Origin of the sequence: Pontibacillus yanchengensis (assembly GCF_009856295.1) — a bacterium.
Taxonomy (GTDB): Bacteria; Bacillota; Bacilli; order Bacillales; family BH030062; genus Pontibacillus; species Pontibacillus yanchengensis_A.
The window spans coordinates 1,299,872-1,318,516 of sequence record NZ_WMEU01000001.1 but is presented as its reverse complement, the minus strand read 5'-3'; the positions used below and the strand labels follow the sequence as shown (position 1 = coordinate 1,318,516).

At 38.5% G+C, this 18,645-nt stretch carries 17 protein-coding genes and 1 pseudogene; 10 read left to right on the top strand and 8 right to left on the bottom strand.

What is annotated here, in order from left to right:
* Window positions 1-5: 5 nt before the first annotated feature.
* Window positions 6-923 carry a zinc dependent phospholipase C family protein gene (locus GLW08_RS06365; RefSeq protein ID WP_160847682.1) on the bottom strand — a complete coding sequence of 306 codons (918 nt, stop codon included), beginning with the start codon at window positions 921-923 and terminating at the stop codon, window positions 6-8.
* Window positions 924-1,295: 372 nt separating this feature from the next.
* On the opposite strand from GLW08_RS06365, the gene fumC reads away from it, so the two are divergent.
* Complete coding sequence (gene fumC, locus GLW08_RS06360; protein WP_160847681.1) at window positions 1,296-2,687, top strand: class II fumarate hydratase; 1,392 nt, start codon at window positions 1,296-1,298, stop codon at window positions 2,685-2,687.
* A gap of 169 nt (window positions 2,688-2,856) precedes the next feature.
* Here fumC and GLW08_RS06355 read toward each other — a convergent pair whose 3' ends face one another.
* Window positions 2,857-3,057 (bottom strand): alpha/beta-type small acid-soluble spore protein, encoded by a 201-nt coding sequence (locus tag GLW08_RS06355; RefSeq protein ID WP_160847680.1) that lies wholly within the window; start codon window positions 3,055-3,057, stop codon window positions 2,857-2,859.
* A 165-nt stretch (window positions 3,058-3,222) separates the two neighbouring features.
* Window positions 3,223-4,173: pseudogene (locus GLW08_RS06350) on the bottom strand (IS4 family transposase); the annotation flags it as partial.
* Window positions 4,174-4,370: 197 nt separating this feature from the next.
* Here GLW08_RS06350 and GLW08_RS06345 point away from each other — a divergent pair.
* Complete coding sequence (locus tag GLW08_RS06345; RefSeq protein ID WP_160847679.1) at window positions 4,371-4,571, top strand: alpha/beta-type small acid-soluble spore protein; 201 nt, start codon at window positions 4,371-4,373, stop codon at window positions 4,569-4,571.
* Window positions 4,572-4,694: 123 nt separating this feature from the next.
* Window positions 4,695-4,946: a hypothetical protein gene (locus GLW08_RS06340; protein WP_160847678.1), complete on the top strand. Its 252-nt coding sequence runs from the start codon at window positions 4,695-4,697 to the stop codon at window positions 4,944-4,946.
* Between the two features lie 48 nt (window positions 4,947-4,994).
* Here the strand turns inward: GLW08_RS06340 and GLW08_RS06335 are convergent, their stop codons facing one another.
* Both GLW08_RS06335 and GLW08_RS06330 read right to left on the bottom strand, forming a co-directional pair.
* Window positions 4,995-6,092, bottom strand: coding sequence for an ABC transporter ATP-binding protein (locus GLW08_RS06335; protein ID WP_160847677.1), 1,098 nt, complete (start codon window positions 6,090-6,092; stop codon window positions 4,995-4,997).
* A 117-nt stretch (window positions 6,093-6,209) separates the two neighbouring features.
* Entirely contained in the window at window positions 6,210-7,121 is a 912-nt protein-coding gene (locus tag GLW08_RS06330) for a PucR family transcriptional regulator (RefSeq protein ID WP_160847676.1), read from the bottom strand.
* Window positions 7,122-7,374: 253 nt separating this feature from the next.
* Between GLW08_RS06330 and GLW08_RS06325 the strand changes: the two genes are divergently transcribed.
* Window positions 7,375-7,653, top strand: a complete 279-nt coding sequence (locus GLW08_RS06325) for a metal-sensitive transcriptional regulator (RefSeq protein WP_272917057.1) — start codon at window positions 7,375-7,377, stop codon at window positions 7,651-7,653.
* A 303-nt stretch (window positions 7,654-7,956) separates the two neighbouring features.
* Here the strand turns inward: GLW08_RS06325 and GLW08_RS06320 are convergent, their stop codons facing one another.
* Window positions 7,957-8,154 (bottom strand): hypothetical protein, encoded by a 198-nt coding sequence (locus GLW08_RS06320; protein ID WP_160847675.1) that lies wholly within the window; start codon window positions 8,152-8,154, stop codon window positions 7,957-7,959.
* 413 nt (window positions 8,155-8,567) lie between these two features.
* Here GLW08_RS06320 and GLW08_RS06315 point away from each other — a divergent pair, with 413 nt between their 5' ends.
* Complete coding sequence (locus GLW08_RS06315; protein WP_160847674.1) at window positions 8,568-10,196, top strand: pyridoxal phosphate-dependent decarboxylase family protein; 1,629 nt, start codon at window positions 8,568-8,570, stop codon at window positions 10,194-10,196.
* Window positions 10,197-11,092: 896 nt separating this feature from the next.
* On the opposite strand, the gene GLW08_RS06310 is transcribed toward GLW08_RS06315, so the two are convergent.
* Window positions 11,093-12,430: a YheC/YheD family protein gene (locus GLW08_RS06310; protein ID WP_160847673.1), complete on the bottom strand. Its 1,338-nt coding sequence runs from the start codon at window positions 12,428-12,430 to the stop codon at window positions 11,093-11,095.
* A gap of 151 nt (window positions 12,431-12,581) precedes the next feature.
* On the opposite strand from GLW08_RS06310, the gene GLW08_RS06305 reads away from it, so the two are divergent.
* From GLW08_RS06305 to GLW08_RS06295, 3 genes are all read left to right on the top strand, one after another.
* Complete coding sequence (locus GLW08_RS06305; protein ID WP_160847672.1) at window positions 12,582-13,715, top strand: DUF445 domain-containing protein; 1,134 nt, start codon at window positions 12,582-12,584, stop codon at window positions 13,713-13,715.
* Between the two features lie 95 nt (window positions 13,716-13,810).
* The gene (locus GLW08_RS06300) at window positions 13,811-14,170 is read left to right on the top strand and encodes a YlbF family regulator (RefSeq protein WP_160847671.1); all 360 of its coding nucleotides are present in this window, start codon (window positions 13,811-13,813) and stop codon (window positions 14,168-14,170) included.
* A gap of 636 nt (window positions 14,171-14,806) precedes the next feature.
* Window positions 14,807-15,577, top strand: a complete 771-nt coding sequence (locus GLW08_RS06295) for an enoyl-CoA hydratase (protein ID WP_160847670.1) — start codon at window positions 14,807-14,809, stop codon at window positions 15,575-15,577.
* Between the two features lie 352 nt (window positions 15,578-15,929).
* Here GLW08_RS06295 and GLW08_RS06290 read toward each other — a convergent pair whose 3' ends face one another.
* Window positions 15,930-16,115 (bottom strand): YhzD family protein, encoded by a 186-nt coding sequence (locus GLW08_RS06290; protein ID WP_160847669.1) that lies wholly within the window; start codon window positions 16,113-16,115, stop codon window positions 15,930-15,932.
* A 289-nt stretch (window positions 16,116-16,404) separates the two neighbouring features.
* On the opposite strand from GLW08_RS06290, the gene GLW08_RS06285 reads away from it, so the two are divergent.
* Window positions 16,405-17,304, top strand: coding sequence for an ABC transporter ATP-binding protein (locus GLW08_RS06285; protein WP_160847668.1), 900 nt, complete (start codon window positions 16,405-16,407; stop codon window positions 17,302-17,304).
* The gene (locus GLW08_RS06280) at window positions 17,297-18,556 is read left to right on the top strand and encodes an ABC transporter permease (RefSeq protein WP_160847667.1); all 1,260 of its coding nucleotides are present in this window, start codon (window positions 17,297-17,299) and stop codon (window positions 18,554-18,556) included. The genes GLW08_RS06285 and GLW08_RS06280 overlap by 8 nt, the downstream gene beginning before the upstream one ends.
* The last annotated feature ends 89 nt before the right edge of the window (window positions 18,557-18,645 follow it).

The window sequence follows — 18,645 nt, the reverse complement described above, 5'->3', positions numbered from 1 at the left end:
TCTGATTATACGATTGGATCACAATATTGATTTGTTAACTGCAGGTTTAGAGCTTTTCCGGTATCATACGAAATGTTAGACAGCATCGTTTGTAAGGAGTACCGTTTACCTTCGGAAGGAGAGTCCCAGTAGCTAAAAAGTTCCGAAAGAATTCCGATTCCTTCTGCTCGCGCTTGCTCATAAAGGTCCAAAAAACCTTCTGTGAATGATTCATTGGTAGCGGAATGTTTCCAAACCAGTTTCTTTTCATTCAAATAATCCGTATTGGATTTAACTGGTTGATGAGAAAAGGATGAAATCATGGATCCAAGTAAAATATTCTTCCACCCATATGGATCATACAGTACACGTAACGCTTTCTTCATATCTTTATAAGCAGATTGAATATAATGTTCAGCCACTTTGTTTCGTTCTTTAGGAAAATATAGCGTTATGGACTTATCAAGAAGCTCCTCTATCTCCCTATCTAATAAACGTCCAACATTAATTTCCTTATATACAGGTGTTTTCCATGTTTGTAGGTTTCGATAGCGTTCCATCATGATTGTATCAATGATAACTTCGAGCTCCTGATGTTTATTCTTATGATATCCTGCTAAGTAATGAATATAAGGATGCGTATTCCGATCTAAAATATGATGGGTAACAAACCCAGCTACATAGGCTTTAGTTGAGAAAGATGCTTGCTTGGCTTGCTCAATCATCGATAATAAAACGGGCCCGCAATAGTAATGGTGAAGGGCATTCCCAATCTCATTAACTGACCCATCTTTTTTCCAAGGCCAAAAGTTATGATAAAAGAATGGGTCAGGTCCTTGGGCACCTAAGTTTAAGTAAGGCTGTGCGGCTGTCCATTCCTCGGATGTTTCAATAGAATCTATAAGATCCTCGCAAAATAAAATGTGAGTCCAAATATTAGGCATGGTTAACTCCCTCCTTAAGGTAAGGATGACCTGATTACCTTTATTTTTATTATAAAGGATAATTCCCGCCCTATGAGAATGAAAACTCTAACATCTTGTGAACGTTCTATATTTTTTGCAATTAAAGAGTTTCGATTTTTCTATGTAATGAGAGAAGAAAGGTAAATAAGGCTTTTGTTCAATTTTACTACCTGAAAACTGCTATCAGAAGGAAGGAATGTTATAATAGACATCGAAAATAAAATGTGTGAATAATGAAACACATTTATGAAAGCGCATCCTAGGGAAATGCCCCCTTACTTGGAATAAGCTAAGTATTTTATACATACAGGGAGCATGGAAGAATGATGTCTACTAAGGGAGGATTACAGAATGGAATATCGTATTGAAAAAGATACACTAGGTGAAATAAAGGTTCCGGCTGATAAATATTGGGGGGCCCAAACGCAAAGAAGTGTTCAAAACTTCCCAATTGGAAATGAGCGTATGCCGAAAGAGGTTGTTCATGCTTTCGCAATTTTAAAGAAGAGTGCAGCAAAAGCCAATTATGCACTTGGCTTATTAGAAAAGGAAAAAGCAGAAGCCATTTCGTATGCAGCTGATCGAATCACGAGTGAGGAGTTAGAAGAGCACTTTCCACTTGTGGTGTGGCAAACAGGAAGTGGTACACAGTCCAATATGAACGTGAATGAAGTAATGGCTTATGTAGGAAACGAATGGTTAACGAAGCAAAATTTCGATATGAAACTTCATCCAAATGATGATGTGAATAAATCACAAAGTTCAAATGATACGTATCCTACCGCTATGCACATAGCATCTGTTTTGAAGGTTGAACAAGAAGTACTCCCGGCACTTGCTAATCTTAAAGGAACACTAAAAGAAAAGATGGAAGCGTTTGAGGACGTTGTGAAAATTGGACGAACTCATCTACAGGATGCGACGCCTCTTACATTAGGACAGGAAATTAGCGGTTGGCACCGTATGCTAGAAAAAACAGAAGGTATGCTAAAACAAAGCTTAGAGTATGTTCGTGAACTAGCAATTGGTGGTACTGCAGTGGGAACTGGATTGAATGCCCATCCTGATTTTTCAGAGCAAGTATGTAAAGCGATTAATGAAGTAACTTCAGAATCCTTTATCTCTGCACCTAATAAATTTCACGCACTAACGAGTCATGATGAGCTTGTTCATACCCACGGGGCTCTTAAAGCGTTAGCTGGTGACTTAATGAAGATTGCGAACGATGTGCGATGGTTAGCAAGCGGACCCCGCTGTGGCATTGGCGAAATTACTATCCCGGCAAATGAACCAGGAAGCTCTATCATGCCTGGAAAAGTTAACCCTACTCAAAGTGAAGCTGTGACAATGGTAGCGACGCAAGTAATGGGAAATGACGCAACGATTGGTTTTGCAGCAAGTCAGGGTAATTTTGAATTGAACGTATTTAAACCGGTTATTGCGTACAACTTCTTGCAATCCTGTCAGCTTCTAGCTGATAGCATGAGCTCCTTTAACGAGCGTTGTGTGGAAGGCCTTGAACCAAATCATGAGAAAATTGAACAATACTTAAAAGATTCTCTAATGCTTGTTACAGCGTTAAATCCTCATATTGGTTATGAAAAAGCAGCCAAAATTGCTAAATATGCATTTGAAAATAGTTTAACGCTTAAAGAAGCTGCAGTTGAAACGGAAATTCTAACAGAAGAGCAGTTTGAAGAGTATATCGATGCAAAAGCGATGACAAAACCAAATGCAAAATAAAGAAAGGCTCAGCTCGTCAGTTTAGCGACGTACAAACTGCTGTCCACAGTGGGTTGGATCGATGCTGCTGCGTGGTGTAGCTAGATACGCAAGAGCCTCCAAACTATACTTTCTTTATTATAAATAAGCCCTCAAACAATCGTTTGAGGGCTTTTCCATTGCTATTTAATTATTGTTGTTGTCCGCCATACTGTTGTTCAGCAGCCTGAACAAGACGCTTAGTGATTTCGCCGCCAACTGATCCGTTTTGACGGGAAGTGGAGTCTGGACCAAGTTGAACACCGAACTCTTGTGCGATTTCAGTTTTCATTTGGTCAAGTGCTTGTTGTACACCAGGAACTACAAGCTGGTTAGAGTTATTGTTCGCCATAACAATTCACCTCTTTATATTTTTTTTGGTGGGCTTGCTGGATTTGCACCAGCTAATACTAAGTAGCCCTTTGCATTATGTTTGGTTGATAAGTTTGTATTTCTAGTATGTGAGAGAATATAAGAAATATTAGAGGTAAAAATCTCCACTTTTTTAATTACTTACTCAACTTTCGCAGACTGAAATAGGCAGGTAAGCCTTAATATAGTTGGGCAAGCCTGCGATCCAGTGTCGTAGTTGACTTTTTTTTGATTAGTTTTTGTACTTTTTTATTGTTCTCTTTCATAGCACCTTCAAGAAGCTCGATAAGTTGTTGAAGAGCTACAGCTCAATCGAGGTCATTGATTTCATCACAAAGTTCATAAATACGATCGTCGATTCTGCCAAGACAACACGATATACCTTGTAAAAGAATGGTTGTACGGGCAAATCAGCGAATCGTAAGAACGACCATGAAACTCCTTCTGAAGGCTAAGAAATGACTTTGCTGTTTTAAAGAAGACCTCAATATCCCAGCGTATGCCATAAATACGGATGATCTCTTGATCGCTTAACGTGCAGTCTGTACTTAATATGGCAAGCCATTTGCTCTTTTTATTACGATTACGGAAAAACACGATTTTTACAGGTACACCATTTGCTTGAACGGTATGAATAGAACTTAGAGGAGCTTTTTTGTCTGTTGATGGTGTAGCGAAACGGTAGAGTTCTTTCAAACTCATTCACCATGTAGCGTTGTTTTAGGTTTTTAACCATACCGATTACTTCAAGTCCCTGGTCTGTTATGGCTTTAATTAAAGGTTGTTGGGTGAACCATGTATCCATCAATATATAGGAAGCATGTTTCCCAGAATCAAGCGCACGTTGAATCATGATTGGAATCACCTCAGGGTCAGGTTTCAAAGCCTCGGCACGGCGTCGGTATCCAGAGCTAGGCTTGTCGATGTGTTCGGAAATACCATTAAGGCAGTTCTTGGAACTTAATAAGGCAAAGTCAATCGGCAAAAAGGTAGCACCATCCGACCAACCTAGTGTAAGCATACGGAACCCTTTGTAGAAACGCATTTTCTGAGATGCGTGGTCAAAACAACGAGAAAGAAGCTCAACACTTTTACTTCAATTCCTTTGAATAATATGTATTTTTGCCTAAAACCTGAAAAGAATAAATCTGTTGATTTCTCTATTTGAATAGTGAATCAAAAAGGATAACTTTATGTTTAAAAGAGAAAATAAGTGAAAAAATTACCAAAATTATTTTCTCATATAATAATGAGGAATGGGTGACAATATTCATACACAGGAGGTGAAACCACATGGCTTATAACAATTCTAATGAATTAGTTGTACCTGGTGTACAACAAGCTTTAGACCAAATGAAAACTGAAATCGCTCAAGAGTTCGGTGTTCAACTTGGTCCAGACTCCACTTCCCGTCAAAACGGATCAGTTGGCGGCGAAATCACTAAACGCTTAGTTCAAATGGCTGAGCAACAATTTGGTGGTCAAGCAAAATAATTTTATACGTAATGGATGAGGAGGAATGGGAAACCATTCCTCCTTTCAACGAACATGGAGAAGTTAGTCTTGTAAAAGCGAAGGGAATGTGAGAAACAAGATATACATAAGGAGGGAACAAGGATGTTTGTTTGTCCTTTATGCAATGGTCTCCAAACGATTGTAGTTCACTGTCCTGCATGCAATTGGGAAATGAAGGAGCAAGGAAGAGTTGTTGATTATTTAGATGATTATAGTCCTTACCTAGATGATGAAGGTCTGAAATTAGTTGATGGAGATCAAAACTCTTCAGAAGAACATGAATGTGTACATCTGTATCAATGCACGAAATGTGATAGAGATCGACATGTATCGATTAATGAATTACATCGCTAAATATAAAAAACCGGATACCTATTTTTTAAGGTACCCGGTTTTTTATATTTAGCGAATGCGTAATTCAGTTTCTTTATCAAAGAAGTGGGCCTTGTTCATATCAAGAGCCAGGTCAATTTGTTGACCTCCGTCAATATCAGAGCGTGAATCTACACGTGCAATGAATTCTTGACCACTAACGGAAGAGTAAAGGTAGGATTCAGAACCCATTAATTCAGCTACATCGATTGTCGCTTTTAAACTGCTCTCTGAGCTGGACTCGATGAATACGGGTTCATCATGAAAATCTTCTGGGCGGATTCCAAGAATAATTTCTTTTCCTACGTAATTTTGTTCACGAAGCATTTTCATACGACCTTCTGGAACTTTAAGTTTGTAATTTTCTAGTTCAAAGTACCCTTCAGATAGAGTGCCATAAAGGAAATTCATCGCTGGTGAACCAATAAACCCACCAACAAACACATTCTCAGGCTGATCGTATACATCCTTTGGACGACCTACTTGTTGAATAATACCGTCTTTCATAACTACGAGGCGAGTTGCCATCGTCATCGCTTCAGTTTGGTCGTGTGTTACATAAATGGTAGTTGTTTGCAGACGTTGATGAAGCTTTTGAATTTCAGCGCGCATTTGTACACGTAACTTAGCATCCAAGTTTGATAATGGTTCGTCCATTAAGAATACTTTTGCATCTCGTACAATGGCACGTCCTAGTGCTACACGCTGACGCTGACCACCAGAAAGAGCCTTTGGTTTACGATCAAGGTAGTCTTCTAATCCTAAAATTTTCGCAGCATTTTTTACACGACGGTCGATCTCGTCTTTTTTAAATTTACGAAGTTTTAAACCGAAAGCCATATTATCGTACACATTCATGTGTGGATAAAGTGCATAGTTCTGGAAAACCATCGCAATGTCACGGTCTTTTGGAGCTACATCGTTCATGCGCTTGTCTTCAATCATGAAATCCCCATCAGTAATTTCTTCTAATCCAGCAATCATTCTAAGAGTAGTTGACTTACCACAACCAGATGGTCCAACAAATACAATAAATTCTTTATCGGCAATATCTAAATTAAAATCTTCTACAGCGGTTACATTTTTATCATAGACTTTTTGAATATTCTTTAAAGCAATTTCAGCCATTTTCATTTCCTCCCTAATATGTAGAGCGTTTTGAGTTAACTTAAGTCTATCGAACATTCAGAATAGGGTAAATGGAAGGTATGCACAAAACTATGAAAGCGCTTTTGTGCATCTTACCTACATTTCATTATTTTGGTGTTGTATTAATGCGAGATAAGTAATTAATGCCCCTTGAAATTGCTTTACATCTATGCCGGTTTTTTCAATGAACTTATCAACTCGGTATTGGAGACTGTTGCGATGCATATATAATTCTTTAGATGCGAGGGTAGCATTTGAATTACAAGCTAGGAATACTTGGATGGTATGCAGTAAATCAGGTTCATCGATAACAGGTTCTAATACTGTAGTATGAATATACTCCTTGTCTGCATGGTCGAGGTTGTTTGTGTATAGGTAAGGCATGACATCTGTGTATAATAGTACAGGTCTAGAAGGGTTAAAAGGTACCAATTCAAAACATTTCGTGCCCCAAGTGTACCCTTTTTGAATGTTGTTTGGGCGGTAGTAATACGGCGTAATGTATAATTGTAATGTGATATAAAAGTCACTCATCAGGACATCAATGATATCTTCATAAACAATAGTTTCATTAAAGTAATCAAAGTGTTCTTCAATAATAAAGCCTTGATCATGACCTTCCCAAAGTAATGGCATTTTATAAGGAAACAAGGATTGAATAGCCTCCTGAAGTGCATCTAAATCAACATCGTTCCCGCGTATCGAAAAAAATACGTATCGATACTTGTATGGAAATTTCTCATTCACTTTCGTTATGTTCTCTTCATCGCTATGATAAATCCACTTATGCCATAGTTGCTCACGAGTGGAGAGAGTAGAATGACGGAAATCATAAGGTTCTAGAAAGGTGGAGAGCAACTGAATTTCACGCTCTGAAGTAGTGTCAATCGGAAGTCCTACAATTTGATTGTCTTCGGTTTTATACCATATGTATTTTTTTGCGTCGATATCTAAGTGAGGAGTGAGAATCTGTATATCTGGGAAAAGTGCTTTTAGCTGATTCAACATGGAAAGACCTCTTTCTGTTAATTTTTAAGGAAAATATTAATTCTTCTAGCTTTCAGCAATTTTTTGCAGACCGCAACCCATACCTCGCTAAACGGGCGCTTGCGCTCTTCTTGTTTCATTATAACAATCGAGTAGTTTCTACTAAACACTCGAACTTTTTTTCCAAGCGTTGGTATTGTATAATGAAATGAAAGGATTTTATAATAAAATGCTCTACCTTTTATAGATAGAACGTGATAAGGGGGGAACTAACATGGAAACACAAGAGATGAATCAGTATTCTCAGGATATGAAGAACCGTCTTAAACGCATTGAAGGTCAGGTACGTGGTGTTCTGAAGATGATGGAAGAAGAAAAAGATTGTAAGGATGTCATTACTCAATTATCTGCAGCACGCTCTGCCATCGACCGTTCTATTGGATATATTGTTGCTAAGAACTTGGAAGCATGTATTCGTAGTTCAGAGGAGAATGGAGAGCCTACTGACGAGTTGATTCAGGAAGCTGTACAAATGATCGTAAAAAGTCGTTAAATCTGTGAAGGGGTGTTCCATTAAAAAGGGACACCCCTTTATTTACTTTAATAGGGAATTGTAAACATTGTTGGCTTGTACATAATTTAATGAGTTATATAGGCCAAGTCCAGCTTCAGCGCCTAGCAACTAGCAAACACCCTGCACCTCCTTACGATAAGTTAACATCGAACTAACCCACGTCTGTTGGCAGCAGTTTGTACGTCGCTAAATGGGCGCTGGACCGTTGCTGCTGTTACCCCTCCATGCTGATACAAATGCAGCGCTTGACTTTTGTCCTTCATTTTTACCATATATCTTGTTTTACTTATGTTTCTGTTTTTTCGTTTCGGCTGGATAGGGTTCATTCTCGTGGGGAAGATTGCGGGATTCTTCTATCTGTCCACGGTTGTACAATGAATTCACCGTACCTCCTGCAAGTCCTTCATTAATCATTCTATCTACATCTACTTCATACTCTTCACGACTTTCTTTTTGTTGATCTTTTTTTGGATCTGCCATATAACATGCCTCCTTCCTTTCTAGATATATGTTTCCGACTGATAGCACATCTCATACATATCAAAAAAACATGTAAGCGCATTCAAGTATTTCAAGCTATTTTGTGAAGCTTGAGGTATAATGAAGGGTGGAGCTTTTTTAGGAGTAAAGATAGCATAAGTTTTGATTTACATGTATAGCTCCAGTGCCTATACTAGTGTTCTTCCCTCGCCTCTGTACGATCAGTCAACATCGAATCACTTCGTTCTCCATGTTTCCTTAGAGGATGTTATGGAATGATGGAAGTTCGATTAAAACCGCTGCTTCACGCAGCAACATTGAACTGATCTATGTCCTGTTGGCAGCAGTTTGTACGTCACTAGATGGGAGGTCCGAGCTTTTCTTTATGTAATAAATAAAATAGGGGGGATTATATGGATTCCTTACATAGATTATATCCTAGCGTTGATGGGAATAAAGCTAGTCGTGATAAAATGGTTAGCTACCTTCAATATGTTCTAGAACAATTAGATCGAATGAAAGATCCTAATAGCCTTATTCTGGGTAAAGAGCAACTTAATAGTGACAGTAAGACATATTATTACATGCTAGCTGAGCAAGCTTTCATCCCACAGGAAGGTCACTCTATAGATCAAACATTACGGCAATTAATAAAATTAAGTGAAGGGCACAGGGTGTCCAATAGTAATTATTTGGCCAATGCATCTTCCATGCCCAATACGGCGAGTTTAGTAGCTAATTTTCTGATGACCTTGTTGAACGGAAATAATTTGTGGGATGTGGAAGGGTCCACTTCTGCCAATGTTGAGACGCAAATTGTAAGCATGTTATCGAAGTTAATCGGATATGACCCTGCCGAAAGTGGAGGATACACTACTTGGGGTGGCCAGGGAGCAACGTTTACTTCTCTGCGAATAGCCATATCCAAAAGGTATCCGGATGCAAATAAAAAAGGGGTACCTCGTAATTTATACTGCTTCTGCTCAGAACTGTCTCATTATAGCTTGCATAAATCGATGGAAGCTACAGGACTTGGAACTGATCACTTGGTTAAGGTTAAAACAAATGATGACCATTCCTTAAATATGAATGATCTTAGAAAACAGATGGAAAGCGTTATTGCTATGGGTGGTGTCCCTTTATATGTACTGACCACAATGGGAACGACAGATACATTTGGGATTGATTCGATCAAAGAAGTAAAAGCCATTTTGACTGAGTTGGAACATAAATACAATTTACGTGACATATATCTCCATGCCGATACAGCTATGGGGGGGATGTTTGCATTTTTTAATGAGTATAATTTTTCTACTAACCCATTATATATTGAAAAAGATGTGTTATATCCATTATCAAACATATGTGAGAAGTACCAACACGTGAACCTTGCCGATAGTTTGGTGTTTGATTTTCATAAACTTGGTCAGACGCCATATGTATCGAGTTTATTTCTCTTAAAAAATAAATCAGATTTACATGCAGTAGATTTACATCCAGAAGAAACACCTTACGTAGGAAATAAAGGATTTGGTCATTACCACACTAGCTATACGTTAGAATGTTCAAGAGCAGGTACTTCGATTCCTATTTATGCATCATTACTTACGTTTGGTGTGGAAGGATACCAAAGATTGTTGGCTAATTATCTGTCGATTAACCTGGCATTTCGAAAGAGGCTGCTAAAAGAATTTAAATTTATAGCCATTACGAATGAACTATCTCCAATTACCACGTTTCGTTTTTATCATGATCGTGTGAAATGGGAAGAGGAGAAAAAGAGTCTATCTACAGAACAACAAATTCAAGCTACAAATGAGCTGAATGAGAAACTGATTGAATCGATGGGGATAGACAGAAAAGACTTGTATTTTGGCAGTACTAGAAAACAATGTACAGTAAAAGCGGTGGATACAGGCAACCAAGTTAATATTACCTCTCACAAATTCTTTAGTATCTCACCATACACTTCTATTGAAGATATGGATAGATATTTTCATTTCCTGCACAAACATGTGGATGAAGTGTTGGTTATGAAATAGTAGAAAACAATATGAATTTTTATGTCAAAGAGCTATGAATTGCTTAAGCGATTTAAAGCTCTTTTTTTTATGCTAGACATTCGCTTAGAAACTGAATGAGTGAGTAGATATTCCATACGTAGATTTAGTTAGAATAAAGGTGGCCGTGGAACAACTCGCGTCCTGACGGCGAGCTGGCAAGCCTCCTCGAGCTCAAAAATCGGGGCTCTGTGGGGTCTTGCCTACCTCTTTCTCCGGCGGGAATCTCCTTGTTCCACGGCCACCTTTGCTAGTATTGGGAGCAACGGAAATATTGCGAAGTTAGAGAGGTTGAGGTATTTGAATATCTTCTGACGGTCTACACCCTAGTAAGTTCTAGTATCACAATTGGTTCATAACAAAAAATTCTGTGGCAAGAAACTAATGGACATTTAGTTAGTTCGCTGTTTGTAAAAAATAAAGTTTTATTTGTCCACAAGATCTACCCAAAGAAGTTTTCACTAAAAATAAGGGCTTATATGTCCTTTCGGGAGACATACAACATTTGGCCGCGGTTCCGATAGCCATTCCCCGGCTGGGGGGTGAAGGGGAACTACGAGACTCCCGCGGGAGAAAGAGGTTGGTGAGACCCCGGAGGGGGCAAAGCGACTGAGAAGGCTCACCAGCTCGCCCGCAGGAAAGCGAGTTGTTTCACGTAACCCCCTTCCACGTTTCAAATATCGGACCCATCACCTTTTGAATATATCTCGAATCCAAGTCTTCAAGATAATGGGCCGATAATGGAACATAAGCAGTTTGAGCTGGGAATTCATACCCCTTATAGCAAATTCAAGTTTCAACTAAATAGGAAAAAGTAGTCCGATTAGAAGTACATACTTCAAAACTGAACTACTTTGGATTATTATATAAGCTTTATGCTATTGAGCTAACAAAGATAAATAAAAATGCTTAGCGTAACGGTATGGGTACGAGAGAATGACAGATTGTTCTTTTTGAAAAGCCGGATGATCATAGAGGGCATAGCCAGGTTTAGAATTTGCTTCAAATAACCATACCTTTCCCTCTTCATCGATGCCAAAATCAAATCCAAGTTCACCAATTGGTGACGATGATTTATGATCTAGTGCTTTACTGACAAGAAGTGCTGACCGTTCTAATTTTTTGTAAATGGTCTGGCTTTCTTTATCATCGAACAACTCATCAAGTGTATGCAAAGAGCCACCCCGCTTCACATGGGTAGTGAGACTTCCTTTACCTGCGAATTTTGTACAGACTGCTGTAACTTCCCACTCATTGTTTTCATTCTTATTTGCATGAACCCGGTAATCCATAGGACTGGATCGTTTAGACTTAAGTGGTATTTCTGGTTGAGCAATGTAACCATAAAGACCATTAGGAAATTGCTGCTTAAGCATTTGTGAAAGTTGATGATAGCGCTGATGGACCTTTTTGTCTTGATCGTAATACATGCATTCGATTCCGGCTGAATCAGAGTGGGTTGTACATTTTTTAATACCTGAACCTTTACTACCATGGATAGGTTTGATATAAATACTTTTATGAGTGTCCAGCATCTCGGCAATTTTGTCTTGCGATGGATGCAGAACGGTTGGAGGTAGTAAGTGGGCAACTTGACCTGTCTGAATAAGTTGATCATAGGTTTTCCATTTGTTAAAAAATCCTGAATTAAACCATATGGTATGTTCTTGAAGTTTTTGTTTCGCTTCTTCTATAGAGGGGTGATGTTCAACTTTACGATTTGGAATACGATCATATATGACGTAGGGGATAGGGTAGATGAGGTCTTTCCACTCGCCATCACTAAATACCCATCCATGAATCGTCTGATTATCCCAGTTGATGTGCTGATAACCAAAGAAAATGGTATCAAAGCCATATGATTGTCCTGTCATCGCCATCGACTCAAAAACAGGTGTACGTTCACCAAGCACTTGAGCCTCTTCCTCTTGAAAACCTGCTGTAAACACACCAAGTAAAGGCTGAAGAATAATATGTGGTCCTTGTACATAACAAGAAATAGTTCGCTGTTGCAGAAGATGTACTTCCTCTACTAAGTCTTCGGAAATATATAAAATGTCGTCGTCTTTTTGATGCGTCATGATTTCAATAGATGCTTGCTTTATTCCATATTTTATCGTTTGGGCTTGTTTAAATGCAGGGTACACTTGTTTAGGGACAATCACACGATTCTTATGACTTCGATAGGATTGTAGATGAAAGTGGAAAGATTCCATACGTTTTCCTCCTGTTCTGCCTTTTCATTACTATCCTATGAACGCTTGTTTGAAATCATGCTTTTCCTTTTTTTCATGAAAGCTTTTGGATATACTATATCTTTAAGGAAGTTAAACGTTTTGAACAATTGATGATAGAAAGGTCGGTCTTATGAAAATATTACTTCTTATATTATTAATGATGGTAATTGGGGCTATAATTGGTGGGGTAACTAACTCGCTGGCAATCAAAATGCTATTCAGGCCTTTTCAGCCAAAATACATTGGTAACAAACAACTACCATTTACACCTGGTTTGATTCCAAAACGCCGTAATGAACTTGCCGATCAGCTAGGGAAAATGGTTGTGGAGCATCTGCTAACCCCTGAAGGACTTAGAAGGAAGTTCCTAGATGCTACTTTTCAAAGACAAATGGAAGAATGGGCTAAGACAGAGGTGGATCGTTTTCTACAATCTGAACAGTCACTCGAGAATTGGTTGAATAGTTATAACGTCCCATTAGATGTAAAAAATATGGAACAAACCATTTATGACTTTACACAAAAGCGTTATCACCAAGTTATGGATCAATATCGTGAAGAATCCATCAAAGAGTTAATGCCACCCAATTTAGATGAGAAAGGAAGAGCGAGTATGGAAACCGCTAGCTCGTATATCCTTGATCAGTTAGACCAATATATATCAAGTGAGCAAGGAAAACGGAAACTTGGAGATATTATAGAACGGTATTTAGAAGGCCAAGGATTTTTAGGAAATATGATATCGAACTTTTTAGGTAATGAAGGACTTGTTGATAAAGTTCAGCCTGCCATTAGTAACTATCTTCAATCCACCGAAACGAAAGGTTGGTTAACCTCACTACTTGAAACAGAATGGGATAAGTGGACAAACAAAGATGTGCGCTTCTACGAAGACAAGGTAGGTTCAGACGTTATAGCAAAAACGTTGGCGTCGGTTGTCACGAGTGCCGTTCCTGTTCAAGAATGGATGAATCGATCCATTGCAGAACATACTAATACCCTTCGTCCATATGTGTTAGACACAATGGTTCCGAGCTTGGTAAGTCATATAGGGGTTTATTTATCTGAACGAATTCCTGAAATAATGGAAAAATTACATCTATCTGATATTGTGAAACAAGAGGTGGAGTCTTTTTCTGTAGAACGTTTAGAGACAATGATATTAGATATATCCCGTCGAGAATTTAAGATGATTACCTACCTCGGTGCATTGCTTGGGGGAGTGATTGGGCTTGTTCAAGGAATCATTGCTATTCTGATTTGATAACGATTTAATCGGATTCCTATACACACTACGTTTCGTTTGTTATAGTGTTAGGGAATGAGCTTAAAAGGACAAATAATTAGGAGGCAACACTCATGGCTAATATTTATGATTACGCATACGACCTAGAAAAAGCAATCCGCGAAAGCGAAGAATTCCAAGGCCTTAAACAGGCATATGAAGCAGTAATGGCGGACGAGCAAGCGAAGGAAATGTTCGACAACTTCCGTAATACTCAAATTGAATTGCAACAAAAACAAATGCAAGGACAAGAGATTTCTGAAGAAGAAGTTGAACAAGCTCGCAAAGTTGTAGAAACTGTACAACAGCATGAGCAAATCTCTAAGCTAATGGAAGAAGAGCAGCGTCTAAACCAAACAATCAATGATGTAAGTAAAATCATCACAAAGCCTCTAGAAGAGCTTTATGGTACAGACGAAGAAGGACAACAATAAAGCAAGTTAAAATCCTCCCTTATTGGGAGGGTTTTTTTTAGTCGAAAGTTATTCCATATAAGAGGCATAATTTTGAGGACTTGAAGTTGAGATAAATTTGGGTGATCGCACCAACCTCTCTAACTTCGCAATGTTTCCGTTGCTCCAATACTAGCAAAGGTGGCCGTGGAACAAGGAGACTCCCGCCAGAGAAAGAGGTTGGTGAGATCCCTGATAGCCATTACCCGGCTGGGGGGTGAAGGGGAACTACGAGACTCTCGCGGGAGAAAGAGGTTGGTGAGACCCCGGAGGGAACAAAGTGACTGAGAAGGCTCACCAGCTCGCCCGCAGGAGAGCGAGTTGCTTCACCGTAACCCCTTCCACTTTTCAAGTATCGGACCCATCACCTTTTGAATATATCTTGAATCCAAGTCTTCAAGGTAATGGGGCTTTTATGTAATGAGAAATATTCATAGAAAGTCTAACGTTAGAAACACTATTTAACACCTTAACTGTATCAGGAGTATGAATGATTTATTTTTAGTGATAAACAATACTGCTCTTGTTTTCCTGTTTTCAGCAGGAAATATGGAAAGGGATAAAGAAGTTAGTTTATACCAGTGTTTTGCTTGGTAAGTATTTAGTAGGAGGGTTACCATGAGTTATTTTACATTAAAGAGTGAGAACGGTATATCACACCTGAAGCTCACGCGTCCTGATAAAATGAATGCGCTTAATCATGAAAGTCTTCAAGAACTTAAAGATCATATTTGTGATATTGAAGAGAATGATGATTTAATTGTCGTGATTTCTGCAGAAGGAAAAGGATTTTGCTCTGGCGGAGATATAAATATGATGGAAGAAACGAGAGGAGAACACTCTTTTCAGCATGTGATGGATGATATTGAGGATGTAATGACTCAGTTTTATCTTATGCCGAAGATGGTTATATCTGCTGTACATGGTCCTGTTGTAGGTCTAGGATTAAGTCTTGCATTATCAACTGATTTTGTTGTGGCGCATGAATCTTCGAAGTTATCGATGAACTTTATTGCAATTGGTTTAATCCCAGATGGAGGGGGCCATTTCTGGTTACAAGAACGTCTAGGTACACAACAAGCGAAACGCTTTGCATGGGAAGGAAAAACACTTACTGGCGAAGAAGCTTTGGAAGAAGGGTTAGTAGATTCTGTAACTTCTGAAGATGTGGAAGAAGAAGCATTTAAGCTTGCTCGTCAATGGCAGCAAAGACCGCTTCACGCTATGATTGGTACAAAGCAAGTGTATCATCGAAATGAATTAGACAAGCTAACGAAAATTTTGCAAGAAGAACGAATATGGCAGTTTGATTTGAAAAATACAGAAGACCATCAAGAAGGGGTTCAGGCGTTTTTACAAAAACGTAAACCGGATTTCAAAGGTAGGTAAAGAAGAAAATCCTGGCAATATGCCAGGATTTTCTTGTCGTATAGGAAATTATAAACGGGTTGAGGTTGTGGATAACTTAGGTAAAGTGATGTGGCCACGTCCAGCGCTAGCGCCCAGCGACTAGTATGCTTCCCTCGCCTCCGTACGATAAGTTAACATCGAATCACGCATGTTTTCGTGTTGCCTTTATCTCCTGAGGAATCAGGTGAAGTTCGATTAAAATCGCTACATCACGTAGTAACATCGAACCAACCCACGTCGTGTGGACCGCAGCATACATATACGTCGCTAAACGGGCGCTTGCGCTTTTGTTCTTATAAGGAAAGCTAGTTTCACATTTTAGTTTAATTTCTTATCGATGAAATAGGACCATATGTCCATCAGGGGCTACACAACGGTGGGTGTGTTCTTCATAACCTTGGTCTTCAAGCTTTTGTTTACCAATTTTAGTTGCGTCCTGATCATTTTCTGCTTCAAATGTTTCATCTAATAAGTGAGTACCATCTGGTGCAAATACAGTTAAAGCATATGCTTTCATATTTTATTCCCTCCTGAAATTTCTACACCTTTACTATTTCGCATTAGGCTTTATTTTTCCTGCTAATCTCTTCATATTTGTCGATAAATGTAATGTGGGTCACTATGAAGATAAAAAATAAGTAAATTACCATTTCGCATAATTAATTTTTTGTTGCTCTTACATCCTCTTACATCCTCTTACATGATTTTCCTTATACATTTAATGTATAAACCTAAATAGTATAAAAGATTTTGAAACATATTGCTTATTTAAGACGTATGTGGAGTAGGAGAGGAGAGAGTATGACATGACACTGAAATTAGATAATGTGACCAAGCGATTTGGTTCATCAACTGCTGTAGATAACCTTTCGTTAGAAATACCTGAGAAACAAATATTTGGTTTTCTTGGAGCGAATGGTGCAGGAAAAACCACAACATTTCGTATGATCCTAGGTTTGATGGATCTCACAGAAGGCTCAATTTCTTGGAGTGATGATTCCATAAATTATAGTAAAAGCCACCTCATTGGCTATCTTCCTGAAGAACGAGGATTGTATCCAAAGTTAACAGTAAAGGACCAGCTTGTCTACCTTGGGAGATTGAGAGGGATGCAGAAGAATGACATTATTACCGAAATGGATGCTTGGCTTGAGAAATTTCACGTTCCTGAATATCGTGACAAAAAGGTAGAAGAGCTTTCAAAAGGTAATCAACAAAAGGTCCAGTTTATTTCGGCTGTCATACATAAGCCAAAGTTGCTTATTTTAGATGAACCATTCTCAGGACTAGACCCAGTTAATGTTGAACAACTAAAAAAAGCCGTTGTTGAGTTAAAAGAAGCTGGGACATCGATTGTATTTTCATCTCACCGAATGGAGCATGTAGAGGAACTATGTGAGCACTTATGTATTCTTCATCACGGTACACCTGTTGTACATGGGGGACTAAAGGAAGTGAAACGTTCCTTTGGGAAGAAAAATGTAGTGATACGAGCAGATTTTGATGTGAACTACCTTAAGGATGTTCCAGGAGTTGTTCGCTATAAAACTTTTACGGAAGGATGTGAACTGCAAATCGAGAGCGAAGATGTTGCAGGACGCATATTTGATGCCCTATCTGGAAAGGGGTTTGTACGTACCTTTGATCTTGAAGAGCCTACCCTAAATGACATATTTATTGAGAAAGTAGGTGCTTCTTATGAATAAGTTTTTCGTTATATTAGCTCATACTTATCTGAATCGTTTAAAATCAAAGGCGTTCATTATTACAACTGTTATCACGCTTTTACTTATTGTAGGACTTGCCAATTTCCAAAACATCATAAGTACATTTAGTGGTGAAGAGGAACAAGTAGATACGGTTGCGGTTATTGATGAAACAGATTCCTTATTCTCTAGGTTCCAGGAACAAGTAAAGGCTCAAGAAGATGTCATGGAAGTTGAGGAGTTTGATGACTCAGAAGAAGAAGCAAAAAAGGCAGTACAAGAAGGAGAATATAAAGGACTTTTAACACTGACTTTAAATGAAAGTGATTTGCCTGAGGGTACCTATTATTCCAATCAAATGAGTGAAATGAGTATTAGTGGAAAGCTTCAGCAAGGTTTACAGCAATTGAAAGTGGCTGTGGCAACCGAGAATGCTGGTATTGAAGAATCAACAATACAGCAAATATATTCTCCTGTTTCTTTTGAAAAGGTGTCATTAGCGGAGGACTCGAAGTCGTTTGAAGAGCTTAACGAGACACGTGGGCTTGTATATATTATGCTGTTTTTGCTTTACTTTGGTGTCTTAATGTATGGAAATATGATAGCAATGGAAGTTGCCACAGAAAAATCATCAAGAGTTATGGAAATATTGATTTCCAGTGTTTCTCCAGTAACGCAAATGTTTGGGAAAATATGCGGAATTGCGTTATTAGGTATTACCCAATTCAGTTTGATCTTATTAGTGGGATATCAATCCATTAAAAGTAATATGGAATCAATGAGTGGCGGAGGATTCACCAGTTATTTCGGATTCTCTAATGTGGAAATAAGCACACTCATTTATGCAATACTCTTTTTCCTACTTGGCTATTTGCTTTATGCAACATTAGCTGCGATGCTAGGATCTATTGTGAGTCGGATTGAAGATGCACAACAAGTGATTACACCAATGACATTGCTAATTGTAGCTGCTTTCATGTTAGCTATGTTTGGGTTAAATGTACCGGAATCTACATTTGTAACCGTAACATCCTTTATCCCATTCTTTACGCCAATGCTTATGTTCCTACGGGTGGGAATGCTAGAGATTCCGTTTTGGGAGTCCAGTCTTGGTATATTACTATTGATTGGTACTATTATTTTATTAGCTGTCATCGGTGCACGAGTTTATCGAGGTGGTGTACTCCTTTATGGACGTTCTTCGTCGTTGAAAGATTTGAAGAAAGCTATGCAATTATCCAAAAAAGAATAATTCAGATGACTCTATACTAAAAGCAAAAGAAAACGAGCAATGATTGTTCGAGATTAAGATGGTGTATGATGCTTTTTATCTTGCTTATC

Bases quoted from the DNA above. Each gene is read 5' to 3' on its own strand.
- GLW08_RS06310 (WP_160847673.1), bottom strand. From the start codon at position 12,430: ATGGAATCTTTCCACTTTCATCTACAATCCTATCGAAGTCATAAGAAT.
- GLW08_RS06295 (WP_160847670.1), top strand. From the start codon at position 14,807: ATGAGTTATTTTACATTAAAGAGTGAGAACGGTATATCACACCTGAAG.
- GLW08_RS06320 (WP_160847675.1), bottom strand. From the start codon at position 8,154: ATGGCAGATCCAAAAAAAGATCAACAAAAAGAAAGTCGTGAAGAGTAT.
- GLW08_RS06330 (WP_160847676.1), bottom strand. From the start codon at position 7,121: ATGTTGAATCAGCTAAAAGCACTTTTCCCAGATATACAGATTCTCACT.
- GLW08_RS06300 (WP_160847671.1), top strand. From the start codon at position 13,811: ATGGCTAATATTTATGATTACGCATACGACCTAGAAAAAGCAATCCGC.
- GLW08_RS06345 (WP_160847679.1), top strand. From the start codon at position 4,371: ATGGCTTATAACAATTCTAATGAATTAGTTGTACCTGGTGTACAACAA.
- GLW08_RS06355 (WP_160847680.1), bottom strand. From the start codon at position 3,057: ATGGCGAACAATAACTCTAACCAGCTTGTAGTTCCTGGTGTACAACAA.
- fumC (WP_160847681.1), top strand. From the start codon at position 1,296: ATGGAATATCGTATTGAAAAAGATACACTAGGTGAAATAAAGGTTCCG.
- GLW08_RS06325 (WP_272917057.1), top strand. From the start codon at position 7,375: ATGGAAACACAAGAGATGAATCAGTATTCTCAGGATATGAAGAACCGT.
- GLW08_RS06335 (WP_160847677.1), bottom strand. From the start codon at position 6,092: ATGGCTGAAATTGCTTTAAAGAATATTCAAAAAGTCTATGATAAAAAT.
- GLW08_RS06340 (WP_160847678.1), top strand. From the start codon at position 4,695: ATGTTTGTTTGTCCTTTATGCAATGGTCTCCAAACGATTGTAGTTCAC.
- GLW08_RS06315 (WP_160847674.1), top strand. From the start codon at position 8,568: ATGGATTCCTTACATAGATTATATCCTAGCGTTGATGGGAATAAAGCT.
- GLW08_RS06290 (WP_160847669.1), bottom strand. From the start codon at position 16,115: ATGAAAGCATATGCTTTAACTGTATTTGCACCAGATGGTACTCACTTA.
- GLW08_RS06285 (WP_160847668.1), top strand. From the start codon at position 16,405: ATGACACTGAAATTAGATAATGTGACCAAGCGATTTGGTTCATCAACT.
- GLW08_RS06305 (WP_160847672.1), top strand. From the start codon at position 12,582: ATGAAAATATTACTTCTTATATTATTAATGATGGTAATTGGGGCTATA.
- GLW08_RS06365 (WP_160847682.1), bottom strand. From the start codon at position 923: ATGCCTAATATTTGGACTCACATTTTATTTTGCGAGGATCTTATAGAT.
- GLW08_RS06280 (WP_160847667.1), top strand. From the start codon at position 17,297: ATGAATAAGTTTTTCGTTATATTAGCTCATACTTATCTGAATCGTTTA.